The organism is Chryseobacterium sp. P1-3 (genome assembly GCF_000738495.1).
GTDB classification, from domain to species: Bacteria; Bacteroidota; Bacteroidia; order Flavobacteriales; family Weeksellaceae; genus Chryseobacterium; species Chryseobacterium gallinarum.
This window is the reverse complement of sequence record NZ_JPEQ01000004.1, coordinates 756,234-770,867: the sequence shown is the minus strand read 5'-3', so window position 1 is coordinate 770,867 and position 14,634 is coordinate 756,234. Positions and strand designations below refer to the sequence as shown.

The window sequence follows — 14,634 nt, the reverse complement described above, 5'->3', positions numbered from 1 at the left end:
TAATTTTCAAAATTCACGCAAAGACCTCTTTTTGATTACTCTTTATTTTAAGTAAGCTAAGAAATGAATCGATCTTTAATCGATTCTGATGAAGCGAAGACTTTGCATGCGCTTAGTCAGCAGCTATGCTGCCTTCTTTGCCTACTTGAAATGGAACATTTTTTTTTTAAACTTGCGTGAGGGCTCAATAATTTTGATGCTAATCAATAATGGACAGAATTTTTACATACAGACCCAATTTATTATATCCCCAATTTTTGAGACTGATCCCAAGATTTATCTGGGACCTACATCAATAAAAAAACGGACCTTACAAAGTCCGTTTCTATATAATTGTTTTTTACATTTAAGATCTCAATTCAGCATTGAATTCTTTCTGGAAAGATTTAATTAGGGAATCCATTACTTCTGTGATTTCCTTTTCTTCCAGTGTTTTTTCCTCGTTTAACAGCTCGAAGCTCATTGCGTACGACTTCTTCCCTTCCGGCAGATTTTTCCCTTCATAAACATCGAATAGGTTGATGCTCTTAATGAAGGGGGATTTATTTTTCTTTGCAATCTGATATAAATCCTGATAGTTAACAGTCTTATCAATCAATAAAGCTAAGTCTCTTCTGATTTTGTTGAATTTCGGAATGTCTTTAAACTTCAATTCATTTTTAGAACGTAATTCCTGAGCTAATTCAATCTCGATTTCAGCATAGAAGCAATCCTGATCAATATCAAAGTCTTTCAACAATACCGGCGCTACTTTTCCGATTCTTACCAAGACTTTACCGTCTGCCTCATACGCTAATGCATCAGAGAATCTTTCGTCTGATAAAGCTACTTCTTTATAGTCTACGGCTAATCTTTCCAGCAATACTTTTACATAGGCTTTAAGATTATAGAAACTTACTGCCGATTTAGGTTGCAGCCAATTCTCAGCAACATCTCTCCCTGAAACCAGAATAGCTAATTGTTTTCTTTCTTCGTATTGATCTTTTTTAAGATAGATCTTCCCGAACTCAAAGAATTTAATATCCTGATTTTTCCTGTTGATATTATACACTGTATTCTGAAGAAGCCCTTCCAATAAAGATTTTCTCATGAAAGCAAGATCACCGCTTAAAGGGTTCAATAGTTTTACGGCATCCGTTTCATCTTTTACAGAAGTCAGTGAATTATTCATTACTTCATTGAAACCAAGCCCCTGTAAAGTTCTTGCCCAGCTATTTTCCAGTTCATCCTGATCATTGGCGCTTAGTTTAACAGGGGTAAATGAAATTTTTTGTGGAGCGTCGATTTTGTTGTATCCGTAGATTCTGAGAATCTCTTCAATCACATCAATTTCTCTTGTCACATCTGCCCTGTAAGCAGGAACAGAAATTTCGAAACCGTTAGGAATCTCATTTAACACCTGGATTTCCAGCGCCTTTAAAATTTCTTTTACTTTTTCCCTGTGAATTTTTGTTCCTAAAATCTGTTCAATTTTTGAGAACCTTAAGATCACATAGTTATCTTCAATTTTCTTAGGGTATTCTTCCAACAGGTCTCCCTTCAATTTACCTTCTGCTATCTCCTGAATCATTTTAATAGCATGGGTAATAGCTGTTCTTGTAATATTGGGATCCACCCCTCTTTCAAATCTGAAAGAAGCGTCTGTATTCAGACTATGTAATTTCGCACCTTTTCTTACCGCTACAGGGTTGAAATAAGCACTTTCCAGGAATATTGTTTTTGTAGTTTCAGTCACTCCTGAATGTTCTCCTCCGAATACTCCGGCAATACCCATCGGGTTATCTTTACCGTCTTTGATTATGATTTCAGAACCATTCAATGTTCTTTCCACCCCATCCAAAGTTGTAAACTTTGTTCCTGGCTTTACCAGTCCTATTTTCACTTTTTTGTCAGCAATTTTATCAGCATCAAATGCGTGAAGAGGCTGACCGTACCCATGAAGAATATAGTTGGTAATGTCTACCACATTATTGATCGGGCTTAGTCCGATGGCTCTTAACCTGTCTTTCAACCAGGATGGTGATTCTGCCACTTTTACATCTTCAATCACTGCTCCGATGTACCTTGGACATAATTCAGCATCTTCAATTTCGATGCTAAAATCATTTGAGCCCTCACTATTCAAAGCTTCTGAAGCCACTTTATTAAACTGTGATTTCAATTGATTGGTAGAAAGATAAGCATGAAGATCCCTGGCAACACCATAGTGAGACATTGCGTCAGTTCTGTTTGGCGTTAACCCGATTTCAAAAACCTCATCATTGGCCAGTTCAAAATAATCGGCAAAGTTTTTTCCCACTTCATATTTTGTCTCATCCAGTACCATAATTCCGCCGTGATCATCGCTAAGGCCCAGCTCATCTTCTGCGCAAATCATTCCCTGGGAAACCTCTCCTCTGATCTTTGCTTCTTTAATTTCAAAAAAGTTTCCGGTTTTATCATAAATTTTAGTTCCGACAACCGCTACAGGAACCGTTTGGCCGGCTTCTACGTTAGGAGCCCCGCAAACGATGTTCAACACTTTTCCGTTCCCTACATCTACTGTTGTCTTCTTAAGTTTATCAGCATTCGGATGTTTTTCACAGGTTAATACTTTACCTACAACAATTCCTTCCAGACTGCCTTTTACACTTTCAAATTTTTCTATCCCTTCAACTTCAAGACCTATATCTGTAAGGAACTCACCGATTCTTTCAGTTTTTAATTCCGTTTTTACAAAGTCTTTCAGCCAATTGTTTGATATTTTCATCTGATAATTTTATTTTTTCTAAAGCCGGATACTGCCTATGAATGTATCCGGTGTATTTTCAAAATTGATTTGAATTTGTACAATTACCATTGTACTATTTTAAACGTACAAATGTCGTGTTTTTTTGAGAAATAGAGAAATTTAGGGGCAACTTTAAGATAATAAATTTTCATTAATTGGTCCTTTACGAACCGTCCCAATTCTGTCTGTGTGCTCATTGCTCTATTTAAAAGATTTTCAAAACAATAGTAAAATTTCTCATCTAATTCCGGGTAGATCATTGGAAGGATTTACCGCTTTTTTTAAGCTGTCGGAAAACAATACCAAGCCTGAAGCCATCATAATAATGTCTTTTAAAACCAAGCGACCTGCTCCTGACAGATACGGAAACCCATACTGAGGGGTAGGATAATCTCCATCCAGCTTAGGAACATAGGCCTCCGGGGTAGTGATTAAAAAAGAAAGTGTTACCAACGACATTAAAAACGTTAACATTCCTCCCACAGTACCTGCTTTAGGAAACCAAATACCTGACAGAACCAATACTCCTATCAGAAAAATCATTGTGCCCAAACCATAGGAAAATATATAGGTTCCGTTCTCCTTATGCCAGTTAATATTTTTCTGTACTATTTTTCCCTCCGGATTTTTATATAAACTGTATTCGGCAACGATTTTTTTTATCTTTATTCTCCACCTTATTTTCTGCATTTTTATAAAAAAAAGCTCATCAAAGGACTGTTAGCAACAAAGGGAACAATCCCGTCCGCTTCATATTGAAAAGCTTTAAGCCCGCCGATCCAGGCCATAACAACAAAAATTGAAATTCTAAGAAAATTGAGAAAATAAGTATCCAATTTTAATAAACGGTTGTATACGCTAATGTTTTGCATGTGGTTTACTTTTTTTTACAAAGGTATCCTCATGTAAGATGTATTAACATAGATATTTCATGACATTATATGGACATTTTCGCCACCACAGAAACTCCTACCTTTTTTCTGTAATTTTTGGGAGAACAGCCTACTGATTTTTTGAAATACCTGCTGAAGTAGAATTCATCGGTAAACCCCAGCTCTGATGCTATTTCTTTTACAGAACTATACGTAAGGTGCAGCAGTTTCTTAGACTCCAGAATGATTCTTTCATTGATAAGCCGGGTCGGTGTTTTATTAAATTCTTTCTTAACAGCTTTGCTTAATGTATTATTTGTAATACTCAGTTTATCACTGTAAAATGAAAGTTCTTTTTCATTTTTATAATGGGTTTCCAACAGTTTTTGAAATTTCGAGGCATTTTTATTGACTAATTTTCCACTAGAAGTTATGTTGTGATCAATATTGCTTTTTTGTTTACTTGCTAAGGCAAGGATCAACTGAATATAGGTTTTGATTATCGATTCTGAAAACGGATGTTGTTCTGATTCTTCTTTTTTTAATGTGATTAAAAAAGTCCGAGAATATATTCATAGCTCTCTTTGGAAAGTTCTATAGCAGGATTTAAATAAATATTATTAAAAAGTAAACCATTACAGGCCACTTCTTCTTTATGATATTCTATGCAATAATAATCACCATGAAATAGGAGAATAGAAATATTTTCCCCTGTTTCTGAAAACAGCTTTAATTTTTGATAAGGAGAAAGAAATAATATATTATAACCTTTATAAGCATAGTTTATTTCATCTACAGAGAAAAAGCCGGAACCTTTCCATACTATTACACTATAGTTTTCAGTAGTAAATTCTGAAGGGAAACCGGAATAGTATGATTGTATGTGTATAGGCATATTTTTATTTCAAGATTGAAGAACAAGTTTAGGATTTTCATTTATTCTTTCCATCCGCTGATCCCGGATGCGCACCCCAGAAAATATCTGTCATAGGATACTATCAGGCCATTCTTTTCAAAAATATCCTTTACAGATCGGCTATTTTGAAATTGCTCCGTATAAACCCAAAGCATTTTATAGTCATCAGGATCACCCAAAAATAGTTTTCCCAGAACAGGGATCACTTTACCCAAATAGAATTTATAAAAAAAGTAAATCCATTTATTTTCAGGTCTGGATACTTCTACGAAACTAAATTTTCCATCTTTTTTAAGAATTCTTGTTATTTCTTTTGCTAATATTTCAAGTTGTTCTGCATTAAATGTTTTTAATCCATAGGCACAAGAAACAATATCATAATAGTCTGACGGAAGATGATGATGAAGAATATTTTCACAAATCAGATGCAGATTTCCCTGGAAAATCTTTTTTGCTTTATTTCTGGAGTTATCAACCATTTTTTCAGAAAAGTCAAGAGCAGAAAATTGAGCATTAGGAAAATTCTTATGTAAATAAACCCAGTTTTCTCCCAGACCTGAAAGTAAATCAATAACTTTTAAATCATTATTAGAATTTCCTAATTTTTTTAAAAACTGTTTTCGCCATCTGATAGAAAAACCAAAAGAAGTAATATAATTCATCCTTTCATATGATCCTGCCATATGATTGAAAAGTTTTTTAACATAATTGGGATCATAGATGTTTTTCATAAACCGGTGGGATGCAAGAATATTATTTTTTCACTAATATATTGTGAAATAATGAGTAAAACAATTCCCATAAACAGTAAAAGCCGGAAAATTCCGGCTTTACTGTTTTTCTATTCTTAATTACAATCCGATAACCGGCATTGATAACATTAAAATATTTTCGTTGTCTTCAAGACCATCAAGTGGTTCAATGATTCCGGGCCTGTTGGGCTGAGACATTTTCATGGTGATATCATCAGATCCCAGTATGGTCAGCATTTCAGTTAAAAACTTAGAGCTGAAACCGATGTTAATATCTTCTCCGTTGTAATCGCAAGGTATCTGCATATCTGCCTTGTTTGCATATTCGGTATCTTCGGCGTGAAGATGAAGGATATTCCCTGAAAGTTTAAATCGTACCTGGTTGGTGGATTTATTAGACATGATTGACGCTCTTTTGATAGCCCCCAGCAAAAGATTTCTGTTGATGGTCAATACATTTGGATTTTCTTTTGGAATCACCGCGGTATAGTTAGGATATTTTCCATCGATCAGTCTACAGATCCAGATATGCTTATCAAATGTAAATTTAGCCATGTTTTCATTGAAGTCGATTTTAACCTCTTCGTTCGAACTTGCTAAAATATTTTTGAAAATGTTTAAAGGTTTTTTAGGCATGATGAATTCCATAGGCTCTGCATTCATCAGGTCTGCCCTTTTATAAACAACCAATCTGTGAGAATCTGTAGAAACGAAGTTCGTTTCGTTTTCCCCAAACTGGAATAGTACTCCTGTCATTACCGGTCGAAGAGAGTCGTTACTGGTTGCAAAAAGGGTATTGGTAAGCGCCTCAGATAAAACTCCCGCCGGCATTGTTACGCTTTGGGAAGCATCAAATTCCGGCAATTCCGGATAATCGTCAGCATTGTCCAATGCTACCGCAAAATTATCTTTTTCGTCTAAAATCTCAAGCTGGCTTCCGGTTCCTTCAGCATTGTCTTTTACAACAAATGTTAAAGGTTGCTCACCATACGTCTTGATAAAATCCTGAAAAATTTTAGCAGGAACAGCAAATTTACCCGTATCATCAGACTTTACCTCCAAAGAAGTAACAAGAGTCGTTTCGCCATCTGATGCTGTAATGGTAACATTATTTCCGTCTAATTCAAAAAGATAGTTTTCTAAAATAGGTCTCGATTGAGAGCTTGATATTACGCCACTTACAGTTTGCAAAGCCTTCTGCAGTTCACCACTTGAAATAATAAATTTCATAGATTTAAAAATAAGTTTCTACAAATATAATAAATAGATATAACAAAGAAAAAAATAATCTTGAGGAGTTTTTAACAAAGATCATTAATTCGTTTACTGGCTTGGCGTTGCGTTTTGTCTCCTCTATTTCCAAAGATGACAGCAAATCTGCCATTATAAAAGTGCAAAGCTTATCTTTGTAAAAAATAAAAATGCGAAAACCACCTGTACATATCAGCTTTCTCAATGCTTTCCGGGGTGTTTTTGTGATGATAAAAACAGAACGGAATTTTCAGGTTGAACTGATGGCATTTTTCATCAACCTGTTTTTAATTTTTTATTTGCAGCTTTCCGGCACCGATGCAGCCCTTATTCTCATTGTTTCTTTTGCCGTTATTAAGTGCTGAAATTTTCAATACCGCCATTGAAAGGATCTGTGATATCATTCAACCCGATTTCGATAAACGAATAGGCTTTATTAAAGATATTGCTGCAGGAGCTGTGGTTCTTATGGCTATCGTTTCAGTAATCGTCGGAATTCTTGTATACTGGAAATATATTTTTATTTAGACCGGAAGAAGAAAACCCGAAAATTTATTGACCTGCAACCTGCTAAATCTTATTTTAGGTTGCATATTTCCATCTTCCCAGACTTCAGACACTTCCCTCTTCCAGCTTCATCACTGCATGTTATTTGACAGCAATAAAAATATCTACTTCTGCATCTGATGCATCCTGCGCTTTTTCTCCATATATTTCAAAATCAGCCGTGAAGCTTCTTCCCAGTTCCATACTCCATATTTTAAACCATTCATTAATGACCAGGCCTTCTGCCAGATCTCCTTTTGCTGTAAATTTGATATAATCTCCACCATCAAAAGATTTTCCGGTCATTCCCTCCGGAATATGATCAAGATGTTCTACTTTACATCCTAATAGTGTAGTATATGGCTTTGTATGATCTTTTTCATAATCTGTGTATATTGAGTAAACCTCATTGTCTACCTTGTTGGGTATCTTCCCCTGAATATTTTCAGTGATGAATTTTTCCCATAATGCTTCAATATCTTTGGCTGCCTGATTGTTTTCATTAGTTGTTCTTACTGTAATGCCAATTACCTTGAAAGGCTCCATTTTCGTTTTAATCATTTCTTTATTTTTGTTGGATGTCAAAGGTATAGAGGAATTGTGACAAGGGTATGTCAGGAGCTAAAAAAAAATCTGCTGCAATTGTGTTTTAAGTTTTGACTTAAGCCAATGGACTTATATATTTTAATAAAAGAGTCTGTCTCAAAAGTGAGACAGACTCTTTTTCCTATTGTTATTTTTTAATGACTTTTTCTGAGTATATTTCGTTTTTATCAGTTGTTACTCTTACCATGTAAACTCCTTCTTTACGAGCTGTCAGGTCTATTTCTATTTCTTTTTCTCCACGTACTATTTTATTAAAAACTGTATTTCCGGTCATATCGCTTACTTCCAATGTTCCTGATGTAATTTCTTTGTTCAGAATTGCTTTAAATAGTCCATGGGTAGGATTTGGGGTTAGTGTGATAAACTTTTCTTCCACGGAAGACCTTGCATTCAACGGTGTCTGGCAGCTCATATCAATGTCAAAGTCAAAATACGGGTATTTGTTCCAGCTATAAGCAACATTCCCATAAGAGTCAATCATCGTCAGCCTGAATTTATGCGGACCTGTTGATCCAGCAGACAATGCATCATCAAAGCTATAGGTAACAAAATTAAAAGTAAAAAAGTTTCCAGATAACACAGGATAAGCATTCACTGGATATACTGCGCCGGTCTGCAAATTAATCAGGTCCAATTTAAGCTCCTTCAAAGTGATTCCAGCCGGAAGATGATAATATCCCTGAAGGTCTGAAGTAGCATGTATACATTGCCCTGGCTCATAAAGAAAATCTATATTTCTGTCCGAAGAAACACATATGGTTTCTGCTAAATCTTTCCAGTAATTCGTTTCTCCTGCCATCATATGAAATCCGTTAGTTCTATTAAAATAAGACCTAGCATGACCATTACTTGGATCTTGGGCAACAGTTTCAAGTGGCCCGGTATACGATCCGTTAGGACTGGCAATAGATGCGGCAGCCAGGATTGCATCATTGTTTGTATTAGCATGAATAACCGTAAACCTTATCCCTCTGTTAATTTTAAAATCCATCACATTTGCAAATGCCTCATAAGAACCATAATTGGCAGCAAAAGCAGGATTTACAAGATAAGAATTAAGGCCAGTTGAAGCTCTTTCTGCATCAGTAAATACAACAACCCTTGTTTGCTGCAATGAATTCAATGTTTTCTGGGGGCTTATAATATCAGGATTTGGAATTCCGTCTAAGGCATCTCCCACCAGGCCCATAGATTGTTGAAAATAATCTCCGAAATCCAACCGGCGTTCAAAATTCTGTGCTGTAAAAAAATCATTGGTAAAATCAGATTCTATATAAATTAAGGGTTTATACACTCCTGTGTCATTATCAAATACCCCAGTCCCATATTGTACCACTGCTACCCTGTTTTCAGGATTACAGGCGATAAGCTGTTCCATTAATTTAATAGCGCCACGCCTCATCACTAAATATTCGGACTTATCCAGGGAACCTCCATTATCCAGCATAAAAATATAGTCAAGCTGTGCACTTAAAGTACCGCACGACATAAAAAATGTCATCAAGACAAATAAAAATGTTTTTTTCATGATCATTATTTTATTAGTTGACCCTAAAAATAACACTTCTTTACTAATAAGAAAAAAATTAAATAAAAATTTATTTATAATGTAAAATATAAATCTAAATATCAATAAAATAGAATATAAAAACACAACCTCTATGAAATAGCAATTGTTTTGGTAATTATTTTAATGAATAATCTTTTTAGCTTATAATTATTATAATTAATAGAAGCAGTCCCAAAAGTGAGATAATCTTTTATATTTACAAAAAGATTGTCCTTCTTGAGACCGCCGCTTATTGAGTATTTTAAAATACAGCCCCATGCAACTTGTTATTTCTGCACGGGTTCGTAATAAAAAAATGAACCGTTATATATATCTTTCAATAATGGGTATGGCTACTTCAGCCATCATTCCGTATCCTTTTTCATTGGGATGGACTCCATCTGCAGAAAGCAGAATTTCTTTATCCCTTATCAATGCTGAATAAAAATCAATATACCCCAAAGAGTAATCTGCAGCAATACTTTTAAGAATTTCATTATAAGCAATCACCTCTTCATTTGACCTTAATTTTCCCGAGCCCGTCACTACTCCATCAATATTTTTAGAAACAGGAAGAATACTTACCAGGTAAATATCGCTTGAAAATTGTCTGGCCTGCTGAACAGCAGTGATGATATTATTTTTAAATTTTCCAGGATCTACTACCTGTACTCCGTCTTTTATAGCCAGATCATTGGCTCCGTAGCTTATGAAAACCAGATTTCCGTCTGCAGAATTTCTTGCACTTAATTCTGCAGGCATCCGCTTCAATAAACCTTCTGTTGTTTCTCCACCGATTCCCAAATTGAATAAGATCAGTTCATCCCCATTTCCTTCATGAAATTTCTGAAGGGCATATCTCTTTAAAATATCTACCCAACCTCCAAAAACGCCATCATATTCTCCATACGTTATACTGTCTCCAAAGAACAGTCCATATACTATTTTCTTCATTCAATTAATTCTTTGTTTATTGATTTTTGCTTCTTACCCAAAGCTTCTAATTATTTTTCAAAGTAAGATAAAAATCTGCTAAATCAGCCTAATCTGCGAGAGATTTTTTATGACAGGATGTATTGATAAGATTTTAAACCATTAAGATTTCTATGTTGATGATTCTTTAGATTTTAGATACTAAGATAGAATCAACAAGTTGATTGGATAAATTGGTGGTATTTCAAACCTTATAGGTTTTTGAAACCTATAAGGTTTAATTAAGGAGTATTGATGATTCATCAATCTAATTTCAGGATAATATTCCTGTGCGATTCGATAATTTCCACCAGAATTTCAAATAATGTTTGCCCTTTTCCTTCCGTTAGATCCTTTAGCTTTTGCCGGACCAATTCTATATTGAAAGGCTTACCTTTCCTGATTTTATTTTCGTAAAATTCTTTAGTTGCTATGAGCCCTAAATCCTTTCTTGATTTTTCTGACTCTTCCCACAGGATCTCAATTTCCTCATGACTTTCAAATATACCAAAACCTCCATAAAGGATATCATCAAACCCATCTAAGGTTCCTACTTTCCAATCGGTGTCTTTCATTAAGACCTTTGAAATTTCTTCGTAAAAACCCTCTAAAGACGAAAAATGACCGCCATGAATGACGATCATTTTTTCTTGTATTGTTATTTGAAGTATTCAACACCGTTTTTGAATATGTTGTGATAATTCGCGGTTGGTATGTTTCTCATAAGACCTTCCGTAAATCGTTCCGGGTGTCCCATTCTTCCGTAGATCTTTCCGCATGGGCTGGTAACTCCTTCAATTCCGAATAATGAATTGTTCGGGTTGAACGGCATTCCGTGAGCAATATTTCCATCAAAATCGATGTACTGCGTTGCGATCTGCCCGTTTTCATATAACTTTTTGATTTCTTCTTCCGAAGCCATGAAACGTCCTTCTCCGTGAGAAATCGGAATGGTGAAAATCTGATCTTTCATTCCCTTTAACCATGGGCTTTCGTCATTCACTACCTTTACCGTTACCATCTGAGAAATATGTCTTCTGATAGCGTTGTGAGCCAGGGTCGGAGAATTTTCATCCAGATCCTTGATTCTTCCGTAAGGCAATAATCCTGATTTAACCAAAGCCTGGAAACCGTTACAGATCCCGATGATCATACCGTCTCTGTCTAATAGTTCATGAACTGCATTTCTCATTTTGTCGTTCTTTAAAAACGTTGACAATGAATTTCGCAGAACCATCCGGCTCATCACCTGCTGAGAAACCTCCTGAGAAGGCAAGAATCTGTGAAGTTCTGATCTCTTCTACCCATGCATCAATGCTTTCATCCAGCAATTGGTGACTGATATTGATTAAAGGTAAGCTGCTTACTACAGCGCCTTCTTTCTGGAATGCATTTAAAGTGTCGTACTCGCAGTTGGTTCCCGGGAATACCGGAGCAAATACTTTAGGATGTGCAATTCCGTGTTTTTTGATGATGATATTTCTTGGATTGATGGAGTTTGATTTTTCATCAATTTCCACTGTTATCTTTTCTTTTTCTACTGTTGGGAAAAGGTTTTCGAATGTACTTGTATAAGCAGACACTAGATTCAAGATGCTAGACTCAAGACCATTGATCTTTAAGATCCCTGAATCTTTTACTTCCCCTATTAATTGAAGAGATACATTACTTAGTTCTTCCGTAGCTTCGATGATCAGGCTACCGATATTTTTAGCTAACAAAAATTTTTCATCAGCATTGATTTCAGCTCCCAATCTGTTTCCGAAACTCATTTTTGCCAGTGCTACAGCTACTCCACCGTCTTTTACTGTTTTTACAGAAACGATTTTTCCTGATTTGATGTTTTCAAAGATGAATTCATAAATATCTTTTAAAGCATCATAGTTCGGAAGACCGTTTTCCTGAGCGATATGGTTGAAGAAATATACTTTGTTTCCTGCAGCTTTAAATTCAGGAGAAATGATATTTTGTTTCTCACCGTTGGCACATGCAAAAGAAATCAACGTTGGCGGTACATTCAGATCCTGATAAGTACCACTCATGGAATCTTTACCTCCGATTGCCGCTAATCCAAGGTTGATCTGTGCATCATAAGCACCCAGGAGGGAAGCTAAAGGTTTACCCCATTTTTCAGGAGCCTGACCAAGTTTTTCAAAATATTCCTGGAAGCTTAATCTGATGTTTTTATAATCACCTCCCATGGCAACAATCTTCGCCACACTTTCTACTACTGCGTAAGATGCTCCCAATAATGAGTTTTGTTTTGAGATTTCAGCATCGAATCCCCAGCTTGCTAAGGAAACCGTTTTGATATCTTTTGCGCCTAAGACCGGAAGTGTCTGTACACTTCCTTCCATCAGGGTTTGCTGATATTTTCCTCCTAAAGGCATCGCAACAGTTGTTCCTCCTACGGAAGAGTCAAACATTTCCAATAGTCCTTTTTGGGAAGCTACATTTTTATCTTTTAAAGTATTCAGGAAGTTTTCTTCGTTGAATGCCTTAGTTTCTGCTTTTACTTCTTCAAGATGATTGATTTTTACCTCCTGGGATTTTGAACATCCGTTGGTATCAAGGAATGCTCTTGAAAGGTCAACAATTTTGTCTCCTTTCCAGAACATCTGCATTCTTCCTGAGTCTGTCACTTTTGCTACTTCTACGGCTACAATGTTTTCAGCTTCACAGAATTTGATAAACTTTTCTTTGTCTTTCGGATCTACTACAACGGCCATTCTTTCCTGAGATTCGGAGATAGCCAGTTCTGTTCCGTTTAATCCTTCATATTTTAATGGTAATACATCAAGATTTACTTCTAAAGAGTCTGCAATTTCACCAATCGCTACGGAAACTCCTCCAGCACCAAAATCGTTTGACTTTTTGATAAGTCTTGTCAGTTCAGGGTTTCTGAACAGTCTCTGGATTTTACGTTCTTCTACGGCATTTCCTTTCTGAACTTCTGAGCTCATGGTATGGATAGAAGTCTCGTCCTGTTCTTTTGAACTTCCGCTTGCTCCTCCAACTCCGTCACGGCCTGTTGCACCTCCTAAAATGATAATTGAATCACCGTTGGCCGGCTTTTCACGTCTTACCCAATCTACAGGAACAGCTCCGGTTACGAAACCAACTTCCATTCTCTTTGCCTTGTAACCTTCATCATAGATTTCAGAAACCATCGTGGTTGCAAGACCAATCTGGTTCCCGTAAGATGAATATCCGTTCGCAGCTTGTTTCGTGATTGTTTTTTGAGGTAACTTCCCTGGTAATGTTTTATCTACTGATTCTAAAACATCTGCAGCCCCTGTTAATCTCATGGCCTGAAATACAAAAGATCTTCCGGACAATGGATCCCTGATCGCACCTCCTAAACACGTTGATGCTCCGCCAAAGGGTTCAATTTCCGTTGGGTGATTGTGTGTTTCGTTTTTGAATAATAAATACCAAGGTTCTTTTTTTACCGTCGTATTCTGCTTCAATCTGGATGGTACAAGCGTTGATCTCATCAGAAATCACAAGGTTATCCAGATTGCCTGTTTTATGGAAATATTTACCACATACTGTTGCCAGGTCCATTAAAGAGATTGGCTTCAGCTCACGGCCTAAGAATTTTCTTTTTTCGATATAGTCATTGAAAATAGTTTCCAATGTATGTTTGAATTTTCCTTCAAACTGAATGTCTGACAATTCTGTTTCGAAAGTCGTGTGACGACAGTGATCGCTCCAGTAAGTATCTAATACTTTCAGTTCAGTTTCTGTAGGGTTTCTTTCTTCAGTTTTAAAATATTCCTGGATAAATTTCAGGTCATCTAATCCTAATGCAAAACCGTGATTATTATAGAAATTTTCAAGTTCAGCATCGTTGAAATTGATGAAATTTTCGTGGATAATTACTTTTGAAGGGGTTTCATCAGCAGGAATATCCAGTACGGATAAGTCTTTTTCCTGAGATTCTACTTTATTGATCAAAAGATCTTTGATTTTCACCAAATCAGCTTCTGTAACTCCTTCAAATTCGATCAGCTTTCCACTTCTTACTTTTGACTTTTCATTCTCTGTTAATAAAGCGATACACTGTTGTGCAGAGTCTGCTCTCTGATCGTACTGACCAGGCAGGAACTCCATTGCGAAGTGGATGCTTTTTGCAGGGTTTTCTGTATGTAAAATATCAGTCACAGGATCTACGAAAGTGTTGTTCACTACTTTTTCGAATTCCCCGTCATTCAAGTTAAAAATATCATACACATTGTAGACTTTCACACTTTGAATTGCCGGAACAACTGCTTTTACTTCATCAAAAATTTTTGGACTTTCAACATCGAAAATTCCTCTTTTTTCTACGAAAATTCTTTTGTTATTAGACATTAGATGTCAGATTTTATTTAATATTAGATTTATATTCAAATTTA

The 14,634-nt window shown here is 35.9% G+C and carries 11 protein-coding genes and 2 pseudogenes; 2 read left to right on the top strand and 11 right to left on the bottom strand.

The window, feature by feature from the left end; translation table 11 throughout:
- Nucleotides 1-346: 346 nt before the first annotated feature.
- The 6 genes and pseudogenes from pheT to dnaN form a co-directional block, all read right to left on the bottom strand.
- Entirely contained in the window at nt 347-2,749 is a 2,403-nt protein-coding gene (gene pheT, locus HX13_RS06280; RefSeq protein WP_050020359.1) for a phenylalanine--tRNA ligase subunit beta, read from the bottom strand.
- A 258-nt stretch (nt 2,750-3,007) separates the two neighbouring features.
- A pseudogene (locus HX13_RS06275) lies at nt 3,008-3,642 on the bottom strand (DUF417 family protein).
- A gap of 65 nt (nt 3,643-3,707) precedes the next feature.
- Nucleotides 3,708-4,124, bottom strand: coding sequence for a helix-turn-helix domain-containing protein (locus tag HX13_RS25970; RefSeq protein ID WP_316931247.1), 417 nt, complete (start codon nt 4,122-4,124; stop codon nt 3,708-3,710).
- A gap of 68 nt (nt 4,125-4,192) precedes the next feature.
- Nucleotides 4,193-4,537, bottom strand: coding sequence for a hypothetical protein (locus HX13_RS25965; RefSeq protein ID WP_316931246.1), 345 nt, complete (start codon nt 4,535-4,537; stop codon nt 4,193-4,195).
- Between the two features lie 41 nt (nt 4,538-4,578).
- A complete protein-coding gene (locus HX13_RS06265; RefSeq protein ID WP_050020358.1) occupies nt 4,579-5,289 on the bottom strand; it encodes a class I SAM-dependent methyltransferase in 711 nt (236 codons plus the stop codon).
- 120 nt (nt 5,290-5,409) lie between these two features.
- Entirely contained in the window at nt 5,410-6,540 is a 1,131-nt protein-coding gene (gene dnaN / locus HX13_RS06260) for a DNA polymerase III subunit beta (protein WP_050020357.1), read from the bottom strand.
- A 191-nt stretch (nt 6,541-6,731) separates the two neighbouring features.
- Here dnaN and HX13_RS25960 point away from each other — a divergent pair, with 191 nt between their 5' ends.
- On the top strand, nt 6,732-6,926 hold the full coding sequence (locus tag HX13_RS25960; protein WP_316931245.1) for a diacylglycerol kinase: 195 nt from the start codon (nt 6,732-6,734) through the stop codon (nt 6,924-6,926).
- The gene (locus HX13_RS23610) at nt 6,880-7,089 is read left to right on the top strand and encodes a diacylglycerol kinase family protein (protein ID WP_238555087.1); all 210 of its coding nucleotides are present in this window, start codon (nt 6,880-6,882) and stop codon (nt 7,087-7,089) included. Before HX13_RS25960 ends, HX13_RS23610 begins: the two co-directional genes overlap by 47 nt.
- A 120-nt stretch (nt 7,090-7,209) precedes the next feature.
- On the opposite strand, the gene HX13_RS06250 is transcribed toward HX13_RS23610, so the two are convergent.
- The 5 genes and pseudogenes from HX13_RS06250 to HX13_RS06230 all read right to left on the bottom strand — a co-directional run bounded on the left by HX13_RS06250 (nt 7,210) and on the right by HX13_RS06230 (nt 14,590).
- Nucleotides 7,210-7,668: a GyrI-like domain-containing protein gene (locus HX13_RS06250; RefSeq protein ID WP_050020356.1), complete on the bottom strand. Its 459-nt coding sequence runs from the start codon at nt 7,666-7,668 to the stop codon at nt 7,210-7,212.
- 172 nt (nt 7,669-7,840) lie between these two features.
- Nucleotides 7,841-9,241 (bottom strand): T9SS type A sorting domain-containing protein, encoded by a 1,401-nt coding sequence (locus tag HX13_RS06245; protein WP_157837416.1) that lies wholly within the window; start codon nt 9,239-9,241, stop codon nt 7,841-7,843.
- Between the two features lie 345 nt (nt 9,242-9,586).
- A complete protein-coding gene (locus tag HX13_RS06240; protein ID WP_128572213.1) occupies nt 9,587-10,216 on the bottom strand; it encodes an SGNH/GDSL hydrolase family protein in 630 nt (209 codons plus the stop codon).
- A gap of 281 nt (nt 10,217-10,497) precedes the next feature.
- Nucleotides 10,498-10,878, bottom strand: a complete 381-nt coding sequence (locus HX13_RS06235; protein WP_238555086.1) for a ribonuclease inhibitor — start codon at nt 10,876-10,878, stop codon at nt 10,498-10,500.
- Nucleotides 10,879-10,892: 14 nt separating this feature from the next.
- Nucleotides 10,893-14,590 (bottom strand): annotated as a pseudogene (locus HX13_RS06230) (phosphoribosylformylglycinamidine synthase).
- Nucleotides 14,591-14,634: the final 44 nt, after the last annotated feature.

Excerpts from the sequence above, each read along its gene's own strand:
- pheT (WP_050020359.1), bottom strand. The coding sequence starts at position 2,749 with ATGAAAATATCAAACAATTGGCTGAAAGACTTTGTAAAAACGGAATTA.
- HX13_RS25965 (WP_316931246.1), bottom strand. The coding sequence starts at position 4,537 with ATGCCTATACACATACAATCATACTATTCCGGTTTCCCTTCAGAATTT.
- HX13_RS06265 (WP_050020358.1), bottom strand. The coding sequence starts at position 5,289 with ATGAAAAACATCTATGATCCCAATTATGTTAAAAAACTTTTCAATCAT.
- dnaN (WP_050020357.1), bottom strand. The coding sequence starts at position 6,540 with ATGAAATTTATTATTTCAAGTGGTGAACTGCAGAAGGCTTTGCAAACT.
- HX13_RS25960 (WP_316931245.1), top strand. The coding sequence starts at position 6,732 with ATGCGAAAACCACCTGTACATATCAGCTTTCTCAATGCTTTCCGGGGT.
- HX13_RS23610 (WP_238555087.1), top strand. The coding sequence starts at position 6,880 with ATGCAGCCCTTATTCTCATTGTTTCTTTTGCCGTTATTAAGTGCTGAA.
- HX13_RS06250 (WP_050020356.1), bottom strand. The coding sequence starts at position 7,668 with ATGATTAAAACGAAAATGGAGCCTTTCAAGGTAATTGGCATTACAGTA.
- HX13_RS06245 (WP_157837416.1), bottom strand. The coding sequence starts at position 9,241 with ATGAAAAAAACATTTTTATTTGTCTTGATGACATTTTTTATGTCGTGC.
- HX13_RS06240 (WP_128572213.1), bottom strand. The coding sequence starts at position 10,216 with ATGAAGAAAATAGTATATGGACTGTTCTTTGGAGACAGTATAACGTAT.
- HX13_RS06235 (WP_238555086.1), bottom strand. The coding sequence starts at position 10,878 with ATGATCGTCATTCATGGCGGTCATTTTTCGTCTTTAGAGGGTTTTTAC.